We start from the raw sequence: 16,529 nt of genomic DNA on the forward strand, positions 1-16,529 counted from the left end.
CAAGGACTCGAATGGTCGACGAAGGAGGTGGTTGTCGTGAACACAACCAACCATGGTGGGTCGAATGCCCATCTCGTCGACGCCCTGGCCGCCGCGGACCCGTCGGGTCGGCTGAAGGCGGCGCTCGCTGCGGGCACGCGCCCTGATCCCCAGCTGACGGAGGCCCTCGTCGCGCGGTGCGCCGTCGAACCGGACTTCTTCGTCCGCGACATGCTGACCTGGGCGCTGTGCCGCTTGCCCGCCGAGATCACGGTGCCGCGACTGGTCCACGAGCTGGGGTCCGACACCGCGCAGGCCCGCAGTCAGGCGCTGCACACCCTGTCCAAGATCGGGGACCGGCTCGCTTGGCCCGCGGTGTCGGCACTGTTGCACGACGAGCACGACGAGGTCGCGCGCAGCGCGTGGCGGGCGGCCGTGGCGCTCGTTCCGCCCGGCGACGAGGCCGCGCTCGCGGCCGACCTCGCGACCGAACTCGGGCGGGGCGACCGGCAGATGCAGCTCAGTCTGAGCCGGGCGCTGGCGGGGCTCGGGGAGGCGGGGCTCCCGGTTCTCGACGTGGCCGGGACGAGTTCCGATCCGTGCATTCGTGCGCATGCGGAGGCCACGAAGCAGCTCTGTCACGACCCCGACAGCGGGTTCACCGTCTCGCTCGAGATGGCGAAGCGCGTCGCGGTCGCCGGTCCGGACACGTAGGAGGAGGAGAGGGAATGTTGATCGGTGAGGTCTCGCGTCGTTCCGGTGTCAGCACGCGGATGCTGCGTCACTACGACTCGCTGGGGCTGGTGCAACCCACGGGCCGCACCTCGGGCGGCTACCGCGAGTACTCCGCCGACGACATCCGACGGCTCTTCCACGTCGAGAGCCTGCGAACCCTGGGGCTGTCGTTGAACGACGCCAAGCGTGCGCTGGACGAGGCCGATTTCGCACCGACCGATCTGGTGGGTGACCTCATCCGGCACACGCGCCGGCGGATTGCCGCGGAGGAGGAACTGCTCGCGAAGCTCGAGCGTGTCGACGCGGCCGCGCCTGTGGAGTGGGACGATGTCCTGCGCATCGTCGCACTGTTGCGCGCGCTGGAATCGGAGTCCGGGGCCCGCCGTCAGCAAGCGGTGTTGTCCCACGACGAAAGCGCCCCGCTGCCGGTCGAAGCGCTGGTCGAGGCAGCCCTGTCCGAGGACGACCCCAATGTGGCCGGGGCACTGCGTTGGTCGTTGGCGAGGGCCGCCGGTCGGGGACTCGCGGACCTGGCCGCCGGTCTCGAGTCGGAGGAGGTCGACGTCCGGCGCCGTGCCATTGCCGCGATAACGGCAGTGCACACCGCGGAGGCAACGGCACTGCTGAGAGGAGCCCTCGATGATCCCGACGCCACGGTCCGCGGACGGGCGGCCCTCGCCCTCGGTTCTCGGGGCAGCGCTGACTCGATTCCGGCCCTCCTCGACATGGTCGTGGCGGGGCACAACGATGTCGAGGCGGCGGAGGTGTTGGGCCTGCTGGCGGAGATCTCGCCGCGGGCCGACGACGTCGTCGGGGTCCTCCAGGGCAATCTCGACAACGCGGACGACGCGCCAACGCGGTTGCGGATCACGCAGGCGCTTGCGGAGATTCCCGGCCCGGCGGCACGGGAGGCCCTGGTACGGCTGACCCACGACGGTGACCCGACGATCGCCGCCACCGCGGCAGCGATCGTGAGTACGCAGGACCGCGGACGGGGATCCCGCCGACAATCGGAATGTTAGGGAAGGCCGACTCGACACCCAGTAGCTTCGGCTCGGGCTCCTTGTATCACCTGAGGGCGGGGCCTGATTCTCCTGTCATGTGAGGACCACCCATCCTGACCGAGCCATCCTCGTATGACAACGGTTCAGCAATGTCAGTTCCCATGCCGCGTAACAGGCTTCGCGTCAGCGAGCCCACTACCCGGGCCTGAAGTTCGAGTGCTGCATCTACAGCCGCGAGCGAAATCAAAGCAGGGCCGCCGATCCAGAGCGGAATCTTCATCGCTCCTCCTTTGGCATGGTGCCGTGCGGTGCCGGCTCCCGGGGCGGTGCATCCATCGGCGTCGATCCGGTGTAGATCCGCGTGACACGGCCGCCGATCCGGGCGAGGATCTCGTAGGCAATCGTCCCGGCAGCCTCTGCCCAGTCGGTGGCTGTGGGTTCGCCGTGGTCGCCCGGGCCGAACAGCACGACGTCGTCCCCCGCCACGGCGGGCTCGTTGCCGATGTCGATGACGAACTGGTCCATGCACACCCGCCCCGCCACCGCGCAGCGCCGTCCGTGGGCATGTACGGGCCCGATTCCGCTCGCGGAACGGGGCACTCCGTCCGCGTACCCGAGCGGCACCACGGCGAGGGTGGTGGTGTCGGAGGTCGCGTACGTGTGGCCGTAGGAAACCGGGGTGCCCCCGGTACTCGCTTGACCTGAGCGAGGCGGGCCTCGAGCGTCATCGCCGGGCGCAGCGCGACAGTGGGCGAACGATGTTCGGTGGGAAGTGGATCCACGCCGTACACCGCGATTCCGGGACGCACCATGTCGTAGTGGCTCTCCGGCAGGTACAGCGTCGCTGCCGAGTTGGCGATGTGCCGAACGTCGGGCCGCACCCCGCCGCGCGCGGCCACCTCCAGCGCCTCGTCGAACACCATGAGCTGCCGCCCGATGCTGGGTTCGCCAGGTTCGTCCGCGGTGGCCAGATGCGACCAGATGCCCGCGACCCGCACCAGTCCATCGAGCTCACGCGCTCGGGCCTGCTCGACGAGTCCGGGCCAGTCGTCGGTGGCTGCACCACCACGCCCCATCCCGGTGTCCACCTTGAGGTGAATCTGGGCAATGTGTCCGGAAACTGCTACTGCACTGGAAATCTCATGTAGCTGATCGATGGTGTGTACCGCCAGGTCGATGCTCTCGTCGATTGCCCGTCGGTACGGGGCGCCGGGGACCGCAAGCCAGGCGAGCACCGGTGCGGTGACACCTGCGCTGCGCAGCGCGAACGCCTCCCCGAGCACCGCCACCCCGAGTCGGGTTGCACCGCCGGCCAGGGCGGCGCGGGCGGACGGAACCAGTCCGTGGGAATAGGCGTCGGCCTTCACGACGGCCATCACCTCGCAGGTGCGGGCCCGCGACAGGAGTGCCGCGACGTTGTCTCGGATGGCATCGAGGTCGATGACGGCGCAGGCTTGCGGCGCAGCCGGCATCGCAGGGGATCTGTTCTCGTGGACCATGATTGCCTACTCTCGAGATCGAGTGCGGTCACCTTCGGTGGTGCCTCCCCAGACTCCGAACGGTTCTCGGGCGCGGAAGGCCTGGAGCCGACATGCCTGCAGGACAGGGCACCGAGCGCAGACGGCCATCGCGGCGCGTTCGCGGCGGGCTCGCGCTCCGCGTCCCTCGTCATCGCGGGGAAGAACAGGTTGGTGTCCATGTTCCGGCATCGTGCGCGGAGTTGCCAGTCCCACTCTTCGCTGACAGGGGCTGGGAGCTGCGGCACCGATCGTAACATCGTGGCGTTTGCGCGTCAGTGGCTGTGACGGAGTCCGGACTGAGCCAGCCGAGTGATGCAGAGGGTATCGAGTTGGTGCACTACATGTTCCGGCAGATTTGGGGCTGAGCCGCTGTGCAGGTAGTGGCGGAGACGCTGGAAGTACATGGTCGGGGTGAGGCCGAACTCCACCAGGATGTCGCCTGCCGAACCGCCTCCCCAATGCCTCCATTTCAGGGCGAATGCGAGGAGGTGGTCGTTGTCGGTCATGGTGCCTCCCATGGGTTTGTGATGCCAGCGATTCGGCGAATGGCGTCCGGATGGCGGTGTCGGACAGGTGATCGGGCCGCCCGACTGGCCGCAGGCGGCCCGATCGGGCGTGCGTCTCGGGGTCACGCGCGCCGGTAGGGGATAGCCGTTCGGCTGGGTGCGGCGCGTCAGACGGCGGCGGCCGCGTACCCGTGGGGCTTCCGCGACCTCGGCCAACGAGTCGCACGAATCGTCCGGGCGACCTGCGAGATGTGCGGGTCAGGCGACCTCGACGACGAGTTCGACCTCGACGGGTGCATTCAAGGGTAGTTCCGCGACGCCGACAGCTGAGCGCGCATGTGCCCCGGCGTCACCGAAGACATTCACCAATAGTTTCGAGGCCCCGTTGATTACGGCTGGCTGGCCGGTGAAATCGTCCGCGGACGCGACGAACCCGACCACCTTCACAACACGCACAACGGCATCGAGTCCAACGAGCGCATCGATGGCAGCGAGTGCATTCAGTGTGCAAGTCTCCGCCGCCCGCGACGCATCAGTCACTGAGACGTCTCGACCAACCTTTCCCGGCCGCTCGATCATTCCCTGAACCAACGGCAGCTGTCCCGAGGTATAGACCAGATTGCCAGCCCGCACGGCCGCCACATACGCACCGATCGGTGCCGACGCTACCGGCAGGGTGTACCCGGACTTGCTGAGGATCGCCGCTCCTGATGTCAAGCGCGCAGGGGCGGCACTCTTCGCGTCGCGGGGTGTATCGGGGGCGGATAGGTCCTCGTACATACATTGCTCCTGCTTCGAGTATTGTTGTTATTTAGGGGAATTGGTCCTTCGGACGAAGGACGTGCGCTGCCTGAGCTGGATTCAACATTCAGCGCCCATTGCCGTCGTTCGATGTGTCAATTGTGCTGCTCGTCACCCAGAATCGCATCGTCCCATCGGCACCAATCGCAGCGGAGATCTAGTGCGGATTCAACAATGAGAAGGGCTTTGGTCCGGGACCTGGCGACTGTGGTCAGTACTAGCAGTGGGGCCCCTGCCTGATCTGAAGCGCGCGTTGCGTTTTGCGTCCGGGGTTCCTGGCACGTAGCCGCTACGGTATGTCCTCGGACGTCTGGTCGCTCGGACCTTCAGATACCGCCCCATCTTCGGATGATCCAGCGGTGACGTCCCCGGCTGTGAGGTCCTTCTTGGCTTTCGTGTCGTTTCGGGCGTCCAGGATTGAGGTGAGATGGATTGCGATAGCAAGGCGGAGTCGGGTCTCAGTCAGGTCGAGTCCGGTGAGTTCGGTGATGTGCTTCATTCTGTAGCGCAACGTATTCGGATGGATATGGAGCGAGTGTGCGGCCCGCTTCGGTTCGCCGTAGTGCGCGAGGAATGTGGCCAGAGTGGTCACGTATTCGGTTCCGCGCTCTGCATCGTGCTCGACCAGCGTCTGGACAGGTCCCTCGCCGAGCGGCGTTCTCCCCGTGAGCAGAGCTGCTCGGGCTCTCGCGAGAACGATTTCGTGCCAGGCTTCTTCGAAGGTCGTCGCCGGAGACGCTACGCGCCCGGTGCGGGCCAGATGAATGAGTTCGGTTGCCTCGGTACGTGATCGGGGGAGATCCTTCGTCGTGTGCGCGGGCCTTCCGGCGAGGACCGCCACGCTACTGTCGTACGAGGAGGTCTCGGCGGCCAGTCCACGGAGCCATGCCCAGCTCCCCGTGGCCCGCGGCGCCCCATTTTCTGTGACCACGGCTATCGGAACGCCGTCTATGGCAGTGAGGAGTGGCTGTGTCCATCCGTGCCGGCGCATGACCGACTCCCACAGTTCGACCCGATAGTCCGGCGGCTCATCGGTACCGGTATCGGCCAAAGCGACGACCCGCCATGGGCCGGGAGGCAGTCGTAGGCCGGTTTCGTGGTCGGGTGTGAGCAAGGCGGCGCGAAGGCGGTCAGCCATCATGCGGCGTGCGGAACCAGATTGGGCGCGCAATCGCAGCAGGTGCAGGGCGATCACCGAAGCGGTTCGGGTCAGCTCGCGTACCTGGTCGTCGGGGACGGGTCCGGGGTCCACGGCCCAGATGGAGCCGAGCAGCTCGCGACCGGCGCGGATAGGAATGATGAGGCGCGGCAGCACGCCGTCGGGGCCCGCATCGACCCAGATCGGTTCGTCGGACTTTTGAAGTCGCCGGAAGGTTCCGCGGGAGCGAAAGTGGCTGATGATCCGGTCAGGGACGCGACGTCCGACGATGGTGGAGATGCGGGCGGGGTCGGCGGTGTCCTGGAGTTCGGAGTAGGCGAGTACGCGCGAGTCGGCGTCCTCGATCGTTACGGGTGCGGAGACGATCGCGGCGGCAGCGTCGGCGAACGCGAACAGTTCGCCGTAGCCGCTGGGATCACGCTGAATCTCCGATCCCGCGAGTGTCGTGGAGTGATCGAGGACGCTGCGTGTCAACCAGACCAGGTGTGTCCACGATGCCTGCGGCTGCAGCTCGACCAGTCCGATGCCCAGTTCGGTGGCGAGGCCGGCCACGTCCGGGTCGTCGGCGAGGGGTGCCTTGAGGATCACGGCAGCGGCGCCCGTGCGGTCTGAGCGATTCAGGAGGTCGACGGCGGCGGCCGTGCTGTCGATCCCGAGTCCCAGGACGAGGCCGCCGGAGTGCTCGAAGGACGGGTCGCCAGAGAGGGTGACGTCGCTGATCTGGTCTCGGTGACCGGAGACAACCTGGCGAAGCAGGGCTCCGCCGAGAGAGTCGATCAATGCACTGATGTGGATCATCGGTACTCCTCGGTGCCGGAGGCAACTCAGCTGGGCCTGTTCTCATTCGCTCAAAGGTGCAAGTCATGATCGAAGCCCAGCCGGCCGAACTGGTGTTCTTACGGTAGTGCCCAGCGGCTCGCTGCCGGTAGTCCGCTCGTACACCGCTGCTCCTGGACCGGGGGTCCGATCGCAGGCACATGTTTCAGCTCGGAATTGTGCCGTCACCTCGACACGACCTGACGCCTGGCACGGGAGATCGCCAAGCCGGAAGGCGCGTCGAGGGCGACGGCATGTGCCTAGTAATTAACCGCCGCTCGACTTATCGCAGGGGATTGAACGGTGCCAGCTCGGGCGCGATTCGCCCGGTGGTGATGGTGTCGGCAAGCAGACGCCCCGTCGCGGGCCCGAGGGTGATCCCCCACATGCCGTGACCGCCGGCCGCGAACACGCGCGGCGATCGGGTCGCTCCGATCACAGGCAGTCCGTCCGGTGTGCACGGTCGTGAACCCACCCATTCGTCGCGCCGCGCATCGAGGTCAGCGCCACGCAGCAACGGCCGCGCGGCCCGCACGATCGCGGCAATCCGCCGCCGATCCAGGGCAGCATCGGGGGCGCGGAACTCCATCATTCCAGCGACCCGGAGGCGGTCTCCGAGGGGGTGCAGGCCACCCGCTGTGCCGGGAAGTAGACGGGCCCGGCCGGAACGTGATCGATCGCGACGCTGAAGCTGTATCCGCGTCCCGCCTGTACAGGAATCCCGACGCCGAAGTCGCGGGCGGTGTCGCCGAGCCACGTCCCGGTCGCGAGGACGACGGCATCGAATCGCCTAACGTCGCCAATCGGACTCGAAACACGAACGGCGCCAACTTCATCGACGACACTAGAGACATCGTAGCCTTCGTGGATCGTGCCTCCGCGCTTGCGGACCGCCTCCGCAAGACTGTTCACGAAGTCACCGGGATTCATGAATCGCTGGCCGTGTAGCCGGATAGCGGCTCCGATCTCGTCGGACAGTGACGGCTCAACTCCGCGCGCGTCGTCGCCGGTCAGAACGTCGAATTCGATGCCCTGACCGGCAGCCCGAATGTGCTCGATCTCCTCGAGCAGGATGGCCCGTTCCGCTGGCGTCCGGTACGCAGCCAGAAAGGACTTCGCCTCATATGCGCTCCCCGTCACGCCGCCGTCCGTGAGTTCGTCGAACGCGGACAACGCATGTCGGTTGATTCCCACCAACGACTCCATCGCCACGCGCCACCGTGCGGCGGTGCTGTGTCGGGCGAACGATGCAAGGAACCGAATCAACCGAGGATTCAACGTAGGTGGCACATAGACGGGCGAGGACGGGCTGAGCATGGCGCGAATGCCGTATCGGAGCACCGCAGGTTCGGGTAGCGGAGTGCTGATGCCGGGCGTGATCCACCCGGCATTCCCCCACGATGCGCCGGCCGCAATTCCCTTGCGGTCGAAGACCGTAACCTCGATTCCCCGCTCCTGCAGGAACCATGCTGTCGACAGCCCGACCATTCCTGCACCAACGATGCCGACGCGTTGTGGGGCCGTGGAACTGAGCCTCATGAAGTACCTCTCCTCGAACGTGGTGGCCGTCACACAATCTTCGAGTGGGTCGTGCGGTAAGTCACGGTGCTGTCCTTCCAACACTTCGCCTGCAGTCAGTGCCGACAGCACAATCAGTCCCCTGACCAGCGGTGACACGATCGAGGTCTACGGCAGCGCCGCGATGCGCCCTTTGGTGATGCGCCTATGAAGGTGCGGGCCGCGACTGCACCGATTCGGCCGCCTGTGGCCAAATCGGTCCGCTGTGGGGAGGTTGCCGAACCCGTCGCTGGGGTGGAAGGAATGGCGCCGTCATTGGTATCGTAAGGCATTGTTGCACTGTGAATTTGGCCGGAATTGGGCGCAACCTCCGTGTGTTCACAACGAATCGATGTGACCTCGCGATTTGAATCGACCGTTGCGCTACAGCCCCGCCCGCCCTACAGTGTGATCCGCGGCACATGACTCAGGTGCGAGGCGCTGAGGCCAAGGGCCGGAACATCCTTCAGTCGCAGTGAGGGCTTGCGACCATTCTCCATCGGGCTAGATGCCGGAGAAATCGCGATGGGCAATGCCGGCGTTGTCGAGGACCATGGCCGTTCCTTGGCATCCGAGCAGTTGGGAAGCGTACCCGGGCTCTCCCACGACATCCCAGCTGCGATCGATCCGACCAGTCGAGTCGGGCCGTGTTTCGGCCCCGCCGTGGGCCCAGAGCTGTCGCTGTGCAGCACCCATCCCAAGCTAGGAGCATCTTGTGTCCGAGTACACGAAGCCAAGAGTCGCATCTGAGCCACCTACTGGCGCAGCCGATGAGTCACACGAGCCGGGACTGTCCCGGCAATTGTCCAACCGTCACATCCAGCTGATCGCGATCGGTGGGGCGATCGGCACTGGCCTGTTCATGGGGTCCGGAAAGACGATCTCCCTGGCCGGCCCATCGGTGATCTTCGTATACATGATCATCGGCAGCCTGCTGTTCTTCGTCATGCGGGCGATGGGGGAGCTGCTGCTGTCCAATACAAACTACAAATCGTTTGCAGACTTCGCTGCGGACCTGCTTGGACCGTGGGCCGGCTTCTTCACCGGATGGACCTACTGGTTCTGCTGGATCGTCACCGGCATCGCCGATGTCATCGCAATCGCAGGATATGTGTCTTACTGGTCGGGTTCGCTGCCGTTGTGGATCCCGGCCCTCGTCTCGGTAGCGCTGCTGATCGGCCTCAATCTGCCCACCGTGAAGGCGTTCGGCGAAACCGAGTTCTGGTTCGCGTTGGTCAAGATCGTCGCGATCGTCGGCCTCATCGTGGTCGGCCTCGCGATGGTCTTCAGCCACTTCACCGCGCCCGGCGGTGCGGAGGCCTCCTTCACCAATCTGTGGAATGACGGTGGGTTCTTCCCGACCGGCTTCATGGGCTTCGTCGCCGGCTTCCAGATCGCGACGTTCGCGTTCGTCGGAATCGAACTCGTCGGCACGACCGCCGCCGAGGCCAAGGATCCGGAGAAGAACCTGCCGAAGGCGATCAACTCGATTCCGGTCCGCGTGATGTTGTTCTACGTGGTCGCCCTCGTCGTGATCATCTCGGTCACCCCGTGGCGGGAGATCAGTGCCGACCGCAGCCCGTTCGTGGCCATGTTCACTCTCGCAGGGCTCGGCATCGCCGCGTCGGTGATCAACTTCGTGGTCCTCACCTCCGCCGCGTCGTCGGCGAATTCGGGTATCTACTCGACATCGCGAATGGTCTACGGCCTCGCCCAGCAGGGTGACGCACCCGCCTCGTTCGGCAAGCTCACCACCCGCCGAGTCCCGGCCAACGCCCTGTACCTCTCGGGGGTGTTCCTGTTGGCCGGTGTTGTCATGGTCGCCGTCGGAAGCTCGCTCATCGAGGCGTTCACCATCGTGACGACCATCTCCTCACTCTGCTTCATCTTCGTCTGGACGATCATCCTGATCAGCTACATCGTCTACCGCAAGCGCCGCCCGCACCTGCACGAGGCCTCCACGTACAAGATGCCCGGCGGCATCCCGATGTGCTACGTCGTGATGGCCTTCTTCGGATTCCTGATCTGGGCGTTCACCCAGAAGGAGGACACCCTCCAGGCGCTGCTGATCACCCCCGTGTGGTTTGCGGTACTGGGCGTCGCATGGGCGATCGTCCGCCGTCGACCCGTGCAGATGGCCCGCGCGGCCGCCTTCCAGGACGGAACGGACAAGCAGTGATCCGTCGGCTCCACCAGGCATGGATGTCATACCCCAGTCTGATGACGGGACACGTCCGCCACAGCAACCATGTCGGTGCAGACACGAAATGCCCACCCGGTGGGCCGACAAGAGAAGGGCATCAACATGTTTGACATCACCGCGTTCGGATTCGTCGTGATCGCCGCCTGCGCAGCCATCCTCGGCTATGCCGTGGCACAGGTCTTCTCATCCAGATCAGGACGACGGTCCTGGGCGGCCAGTGCAGCGATGATCGGAATCGGTGTGCTCGCGTTGACGGTCTACGTGGCCAACCCTGGCGAGGTGGGGCCGGACGGCGTACTTCACGAGCCGTTCTTCGCGCTCGCGCCCCTCGGGTACCTGCTGATGCTTGCCGGGGCAGGAGCCGTTCTGGCTCGGTTGGGTCGCCAGCTGGGCCACCGCATGCCGGCTACCGGTTAGGGTTCCCATCGGTGAACACATCCGAATCCCCGTTCGTCGCCGGACCCGGCGATGTCTTCGCCTTCCGCCTCGAACGGATCGGCCGCTTCGGAGCGTGCCAGGTCGTCGCGGTCGACCAGTCCCAGGATCTCGCGACGGTCGCGGTCCTCGCCTGGACGGGCACCGAGGTTCCGGACGTCACCAGGCTGGCAGGCGTGCCGCGGATGGTGCGGGACTACATGTTCTGGACCCCGGAGGAGATGCTCAGGAATGTCCCCCTCACGGTTCCCGACTCCTACCGCAGGATCGGTTCGCTCCCCGTGACCGGCGAGACCGTCTCCCGCGCGTACTTCTCGTGGGAGTTCGACCGCGACGTCGAGCGGCAGTACCGCTGGGACTCGATTCCCAGTGAGACGAGGACTGCGTTCGCGGCCGCGCTCAACGGCGAAGCAGTGGCTTCGATACCGGGCCTCACGGACTCGCGCAGCGGTGAACGGTACGAGGCCCGCCTGGCCCATTCCCGCCGATTCAGCGACGACGCCGGCTACCGGATCGGCGACGACTTCCGCCTGGAATCGCTGCGCGCCTGGCCCACCCTCTACCAGGTGGAGCTCCACGCGTGGCGCGACGACCTCCTGCCGTTCCTGGAATCTTCACCTCTGGTGAAGGAACTGAACCTCACGGGCCACGGGCAACGGGAACTGGATTTCTCCGGCACGCACCTCGACCAACTCGCGATCGACATCACCGGACTCCATCGGCTCGTGCTCCCGCAGAGCCTCGACCAGCTGATCCTGCGCGGTGACGGCGCGGTCAACAGCTTCGACTCGCTTGACGCGCTGGTCGACGAGCTGAGCGCGGAGGCGCCCACAGCGGAGCCGATATTGCAGGTGGTTGCCGAGCAGGACGGCCGTTGGATCACGGTGAACCTCACCGGCACCGTGCCGCCCGTGTGCGGCCTGGAGCGCACGCACGGACTGCGGATCAGTGTCATCGAGGAGCTCGAGCTCGGCGACGTCGCCGAGCATTTCCCGGACGTCTCCTGGTTGCATTTGTTCGGAGCCCCCGGACTACTCGACGAACTCGACGAACTGCGGAGGCTGCCGCACCTGACGACGCTGTGGATCTGCGACCTGTTCGGCTACGACCCCTCCGACTTCCCGGGCCCCGACGAGCTCCCGTCCCTCACAAGCCTCGACCTCGACAGCATCCCCGCCGCTGTCGCCATCGGCGTGCGCGCCCAGTACAGGAAGGTGCCCCGGGTCGCCCTCACCGTCCGCAAGGCTCGCAAACCCGAGTGGCTGGCCGAGAACCTCGAGAACCCGCTCCGCCACTGGGACGGGCGGGACGGCATCCCCGGCGCGGTCTCCAAGAAGGCCCGCACCGCCTTCGTCGCTGCGCTCCGTCAGGTCCGCGACGCGTCCGGCGGCGCCGAGCCCCCGCACACCGAAGCGGTCACCACGGCGGTCATCGAGTTTCTCGACACGATCGCCACCCTCAACCGCAAGCATCAATTCCTCTACACCCTGGAACGCGACGAGGTCATCGACGCCGTCGACGCCCTGACCGAAAGCCTTTCCCCCGAAGCCAATCGCGCTCTCGAACCGCTCATCGAGGAAGCGCTGGACGACTGAAGGGCAGATCGCACGGCAAGTTGCCGGCGGTCGTGGCACCCCATCGGCGATCATCGACGGCATGGAGACCAACACGAGCACGCAGCCAGGCGCCATCGTCCGAGAGTCATACTCGGCCAGGTCCCAGGAGTACGTGGATCTGTTTGGCTCGATGACTTCGACACACCCGTCCGATAGGGCCCTGGTGAGCAGCTGGGCCGCCACCCTGACAGGTCCCGTACTCGACGCCGGGTGTGGGCCGGGGCAGTGGACTGACTTCTTGGCCGAGTGCGGGTCGGCTGTGAGCGGGATCGATCTGGTTCCTGAGTTCGTTGAACGAGCTCGGTTGCAGTATCCAAGCCTCTTGTTCGACGTCGGCAGCTTCGAGGCGTTGGACGCCGCGACGGATTCATTGGGTGGCGTGCTGTCCTGGTACACGCTCATTCACCACCGTCCGCAGGACATCCAGACTCCGCTCGCCGAGTTCGCGCGCGTGATCCGGCCGGGGGGCGGGTTGTTGGTGGGCTTCTTCGAGGGAGAAGTCGTAGGGCCATTCGACCACGCGGCGACCACTGGTTATCGATGGCCGGTTGCTGAACTCAGCGGCGAGTTGGTCGCGGCCGGCTTCGAGGTGATCGAGGCGCATACCCGTACGGCGGTCGGCGCCAGGCCTCACGGCGCAATCACCGCACGCCGCCAGAGCACCCGGTGAGGGATCGATCGACGAAGGCCACGTCGGAGCGATCCCGCCTCACTGCCGATCGGCGGAACGTCGGTGGTGTCTGTTTCAATGTGGCCAGAATCGGACACGGGAGGGCGCGGACACCATGGGGACTTGGGGCAGTGGCAATTTCGACGACGACACCGCCGCCGATCATCTCTCGGACCTGACCGGCCGGCTCGTCGACGAGGTCGCCAAGGCGATGTCCGGCGACCCGGTCGAGATCGAGCCGGACGAATACTGGGGTGCCGCGGTGCCGTGCAACCTGGAGCTGCTCCACCTGATCGCGCAGCAGCCCTACGTCGGGGTCAGCCTGCCCGACCCGGAGACCATCGCCGGCTGGAAGGACCGGTTCCTGGCCGTCTGGGACGGCGCGATCGACGGGCTGGAGCCCAAGCCCGGCCACAAGGAGCGGCGACGCGAGGTCCTCGTGCGGACCTTCGACCAACTGGCCGAGGTGGCGCGGCGTGAGGGATGAGGAGCCTAACGGCTGATCATGTCGGGGTGGGCCTCCACGACGATGCGGTAGCCGATACCGACGGGAACACTGCCGGCGACGCGGACAGTGAGCTGCACCCAGCGCAGCTGAGCGCCCCGTGGGTCGGGCACGAGTTCGGCCTGTCCGGCGACGATAAAGGCATCCGGGCCGCTCGATACCCACGTGTGCGTGACGACCGTCGCCTCGCCGTCGAGGTACGGCAGGGAGTCAGGCAAGAACACCGACGCCACACGGGGCTTGGATGCCAAGACAGTGCGACGGAGGTACAGGCCGCCGGTGGGTGGCTGACCGCCGATCCACACCACACCGCCGTACTCGGTGCTGCGAATGGCCTGCCCTGTCGCAGCATCGGTGACCATATGGTCAATCCGGGGTTCGGTAAACAGGGGCGAGGTCATGCGCCCACCGTAGCGACGCGGCGACCTGCTCATGGCCCCAACTAGTGGCGATAGAAGTGCGAGGCGCCGAGCTGCTGTTGGCCGACCGAGAATGTCGAGGCAGCCTCGAACCGGTCGAGCGCTGAGGAACGCACCGAATTGACCAGTGCGGCTGGCACGCCGTGCAGAGGAGGTGGAGACATGGCAGGCGGGTTCCCCGTGTTTCGGCTTTTCGCCGCTGCGTCTGGGAGCGCGGTCCTTGTCAGATTTCGGATGCCGGACTTTTCGTCCAACAACGCTGACGATGAAGGCCACGCACACAACCAGGCTGACCGCATCACCGGTGACCTGCTGGACGCCATGCCTTCCGGGTGCGGGCCGTTCACCTTCATCGGCGCGCTGGAGGGTTACCCCGTCGGTGACATCCTCTTCGACGACACCGTGACATCCGCCGAGCTCTGGTGGGCGCCAACTCGATACGGATCCACGTGGCTGGTCCTCGGAACCTCAGTCGACGAATCGAGTTTCTGGCGCCTCGTCAACGACGACGATGACCTCAACACGCTCGGAGCCCACCGGCCCGCAAAGCGTCAGCGCGTCACCATCATCGGAACACTCGCCGCCCAAACCAACTGAAATTTCGGTGAATCGGTCTCAGCCGAGGAGGTTGACCGCGTTGGCGACGACCAGGCTGAGAATGACGATCGACAGGATCGATTGCACGGACATGGTGAGCTTCGCCCACCGCGCGAGCGGCATGACGTCGGTGGGGCTGAATGCGGTCGCGTTCGTCAGGGCCAGATATAGGTAGTCGACAAATACCGGCCGCCATCCGGGTGCCGCGAGGCCGGGATCAAGCTGCTGGGGGAACGCCAGATCTGGGTGGGGCCGGGGCTGCAGATGCCTGGTCACCGGTCCTCCGCCGTCGAGTTCCCAGTACAGGAATCCAAATGCGAGGACGGTCTGCGACCACACCAGCGCCCCCGATACGAGTAACTCGTTCGCCACGGTCGTTTGCGGGGCGCCGTGCAGCAGATCCCAGACGAGCCGCGCCGAACCCCACGCTGCGCCCGCGGCGATCGCCACCACGAGCGCTATCGACAGGGCCCGCACCCACCGTCCGGGCCGGTCGATGCGTCCCGGGTCGACCACGATCAGGGTGAGGAGCACGAACCCCTCGATCGCGGGCAGCAACCAGTCGGTGCCCGGTGAGTAGCGCGAGGGAAGCAGGAACGGCACGGCCATCGCAACCAGGACGAACGCCGACGCGGTCCAGCGCCGCTCTGCACGGGATTCGCCGACAGCGGGGGCATGGGAATCGTCGCTCATAGGGAGCCTCGTTCCTGGCGATGGGAGCCTTCACTCGGGTGATCCGAATGAAGGTTCCCATCACCGGTCGGTGAGGTCCAGCTGAATCTGCAGGGGTATGGACGGCCCCGTCTATTGGGGTGCCTCGCCGACAGCGGCGATCACGGTAGCGGGAGCCGTGACAAAGGGGATGCCGGTTCCTGTCGCCCGCCCGCATCCGTCGAGTTCGATGTCGATCCGCGCGCCACCGGAACCGTCCGCGCGGAACAACGGGATCTGTGCGGTTCGCGTGGCGGTGAGCGCACATGGCGGCGCGGGCGGCGCCTCGATCACCTCACGCACCAGATCGATGCTCTGGTCGAGCGTCAGCCGCGACCGTGATTGTTGGATTGAGCTGTCCGCTGATTCGATGAACCGGCATACCTGCAGCCGTCCGACATCTTCGATCGGAAACGCCAGCGCGTAGGTTTCAGCGAGCCGGGTACGCCGGTCGGCGCTCTCCGCTCTTTGCGTGTCTGTGTCGGTGGTGGTCATGAAGCCCGACCCGTATTTCTCGCTGCAGACGCCCGGGTTGTCCGCGGGCAACGGCTTCGCCTGCTGCTGCCGATCGACCTCGTGCAGTTCCGCGAGTACGACGATCGGGTGATCCTGGAACCCACACGGGGCGGCGGGCCAGGCCGGGCGCATCGCGCGGCCATTCGCGTCGACGAACCACAGGCCGGCTGGCACATTCTGGGCGACTGCGCAGCTGGCCTGAACGTTGTCGGGGAACCGCTTCGAGTCGACTCGGAACGCATCCCACACCGCCTCGACGTCGCCCTCGAGCCGGACACTGTCGATCGTCAACTCGCCAGCGGCGTTTGCGCCGCGTTCACAGCGCACGACAGCGACCGGCTCGAAGCGTCTGGGCGGATACCCGACCCCCACAGCGGAGGGGCGGCCCGGATCGATGCTGCTGAGGTTCAGCGCCGAGAGCCTGCTCTCGATGTCCGGGGCGTGACAATCGGCTCGTTCGGCGATCTCAGCCGTCGGCGGGCGGTAGGACACGGAGTCGCCGTTGCATGCGATGAGGACGGCGCCGGTAACTGCCAGGATTGCCAGCACCGGAGCGAGTCTGGCTACCCCGGCTGGAAGCGAGCGCGTCATGTCCATGGTCCGACCACGCACCTGACGGGCAGGCTGGCGGCCGCGGCGGCGGACTTGCGCCGCTCGTCAACATGATTGACGCCGACACACGGATCAGGGCCTACGCAGGCGAGGTCAAACCTGGGGTCGCCGGTCACCACGTCACCGTACGTGGCAGATCGCTCGAAGCAGGCAGTACGCCGATTTCTT

General features: G+C 66.1%; 17 protein-coding genes and 2 pseudogenes. 8 read left to right on the plus strand and 11 right to left on the minus strand.

From position 1 onward, the window contains the following. Positions 1-27 precede the first annotated feature (27 nt). Both BTZ20_RS03025 and BTZ20_RS03030 read left to right on the plus strand, forming a co-directional pair. On the plus strand, positions 28-693 hold the full coding sequence (locus BTZ20_RS03025) for a HEAT repeat domain-containing protein (protein WP_077040333.1): 666 nt from the start codon (positions 28-30) through the stop codon (positions 691-693). Positions 694-707: 14 nt separating this feature from the next. Beyond that, positions 708-1,736: a HEAT repeat domain-containing protein gene (locus BTZ20_RS03030; RefSeq protein WP_077040334.1), complete on the plus strand. Its 1,029-nt coding sequence runs from the start codon at positions 708-710 to the stop codon at positions 1,734-1,736. Between the two features lie 46 nt (positions 1,737-1,782). Here BTZ20_RS03030 and BTZ20_RS26070 read toward each other — a convergent pair whose 3' ends face one another. From BTZ20_RS26070 to BTZ20_RS03060, 8 genes and pseudogenes are all read right to left on the minus strand, one after another. Next, positions 1,783-1,998 carry a hypothetical protein gene (locus BTZ20_RS26070; RefSeq protein ID WP_083742483.1) on the minus strand — a complete coding sequence of 72 codons (216 nt, stop codon included), beginning with the start codon at positions 1,996-1,998 and terminating at the stop codon, positions 1,783-1,785. Continuing rightward, positions 1,995-2,345, minus strand: coding sequence for an alanine racemase C-terminal domain-containing protein (locus BTZ20_RS27590; protein ID WP_223263598.1), 351 nt, complete (start codon positions 2,343-2,345; stop codon positions 1,995-1,997). Before BTZ20_RS27590 ends, BTZ20_RS26070 begins: the two co-directional genes overlap by 4 nt. Positions 2,346-2,464: 119 nt before the next feature. Next, a pseudogene (gene alr / locus BTZ20_RS03035) lies at positions 2,465-3,217 on the minus strand (alanine racemase); the annotation flags it as partial. A gap of 6 nt (positions 3,218-3,223) precedes the next feature. Further along, positions 3,224-3,427, minus strand: a complete 204-nt coding sequence (locus BTZ20_RS29360; protein WP_223263599.1) for a WhiB family transcriptional regulator — start codon at positions 3,425-3,427, stop codon at positions 3,224-3,226. An 83-nt stretch (positions 3,428-3,510) separates the two neighbouring features. Beyond that, on the minus strand, positions 3,511-3,744 hold the full coding sequence (locus BTZ20_RS03045) for a hypothetical protein (protein ID WP_077043437.1): 234 nt from the start codon (positions 3,742-3,744) through the stop codon (positions 3,511-3,513). A 258-nt stretch (positions 3,745-4,002) separates the two neighbouring features. Beyond that, positions 4,003-4,461: a RidA family protein gene (locus tag BTZ20_RS03050; RefSeq protein ID WP_077043438.1), complete on the minus strand. Its 459-nt coding sequence runs from the start codon at positions 4,459-4,461 to the stop codon at positions 4,003-4,005. A 373-nt stretch (positions 4,462-4,834) separates the two neighbouring features. Beyond that, positions 4,835-6,502, minus strand: coding sequence for a PucR family transcriptional regulator (locus BTZ20_RS03055; protein ID WP_077040335.1), 1,668 nt, complete (start codon positions 6,500-6,502; stop codon positions 4,835-4,837). Between the two features lie 301 nt (positions 6,503-6,803). Beyond that, positions 6,804-8,059: pseudogene (locus tag BTZ20_RS03060) on the minus strand (NAD(P)/FAD-dependent oxidoreductase). 808 nt (positions 8,060-8,867) lie between these two features. Between BTZ20_RS03060 and cycA the strand changes: the two are divergent. The 5 genes from cycA (at position 8,868) to BTZ20_RS03085 (ending at position 13,488) form a co-directional block, all read left to right on the plus strand. Next, the gene (cycA, locus tag BTZ20_RS03065; RefSeq protein ID WP_411269138.1) at positions 8,868-10,256 is read left to right on the plus strand and encodes a D-serine/D-alanine/glycine transporter; all 1,389 of its coding nucleotides are present in this window, start codon (positions 8,868-8,870) and stop codon (positions 10,254-10,256) included. Positions 10,257-10,325: 69 nt separating this feature from the next. Then, the gene (locus BTZ20_RS03070; RefSeq protein ID WP_083742485.1) at positions 10,326-10,697 is read left to right on the plus strand and encodes a DUF3955 domain-containing protein; all 372 of its coding nucleotides are present in this window, start codon (positions 10,326-10,328) and stop codon (positions 10,695-10,697) included. Between the two features lie 11 nt (positions 10,698-10,708). Then, positions 10,709-12,310, plus strand: a complete 1,602-nt coding sequence (locus tag BTZ20_RS03075; RefSeq protein ID WP_077040338.1) for a hypothetical protein — start codon at positions 10,709-10,711, stop codon at positions 12,308-12,310. Positions 12,311-12,371: 61 nt separating this feature from the next. Further along, complete coding sequence (locus tag BTZ20_RS03080) at positions 12,372-13,001, plus strand: class I SAM-dependent methyltransferase (RefSeq protein ID WP_189636574.1); 630 nt, start codon at positions 12,372-12,374, stop codon at positions 12,999-13,001. A gap of 115 nt (positions 13,002-13,116) precedes the next feature. Then, positions 13,117-13,488: a DUF4259 domain-containing protein gene (locus tag BTZ20_RS03085; protein ID WP_077040340.1), complete on the plus strand. Its 372-nt coding sequence runs from the start codon at positions 13,117-13,119 to the stop codon at positions 13,486-13,488. Positions 13,489-13,493: 5 nt separating this feature from the next. On the opposite strand, the gene BTZ20_RS03090 is transcribed toward BTZ20_RS03085, so the two are convergent. Beyond that, positions 13,494-13,907, minus strand: coding sequence for a hypothetical protein (locus BTZ20_RS03090; RefSeq protein ID WP_145982177.1), 414 nt, complete (start codon positions 13,905-13,907; stop codon positions 13,494-13,496). A 180-nt stretch (positions 13,908-14,087) separates the two neighbouring features. Between BTZ20_RS03090 and BTZ20_RS03095 the strand changes: the two genes are divergently transcribed. Next, entirely contained in the window at positions 14,088-14,522 is a 435-nt protein-coding gene (locus BTZ20_RS03095; protein WP_145982178.1) for a hypothetical protein, read from the plus strand. 18 nt (positions 14,523-14,540) lie between these two features. Here the strand turns inward: BTZ20_RS03095 and BTZ20_RS03100 are convergent, their stop codons facing one another. Continuing rightward, positions 14,541-15,215 carry a hypothetical protein gene (locus BTZ20_RS03100; protein WP_077040343.1) on the minus strand — a complete coding sequence of 225 codons (675 nt, stop codon included), beginning with the start codon at positions 15,213-15,215 and terminating at the stop codon, positions 14,541-14,543. 111 nt (positions 15,216-15,326) lie between these two features. Beyond that, positions 15,327-16,298, minus strand: a complete 972-nt coding sequence (locus BTZ20_RS03105; RefSeq protein WP_189636575.1) for a hypothetical protein — start codon at positions 16,296-16,298, stop codon at positions 15,327-15,329. Positions 16,299-16,529: the final 231 nt, after the last annotated feature.

It is taken from the genome of Rhodococcus sp. MTM3W5.2 (assembly GCF_001984015.1).
GTDB lineage: Bacteria > Actinomycetota > Actinomycetes > Mycobacteriales > Mycobacteriaceae > Rhodococcus_G > Rhodococcus_G oryzae.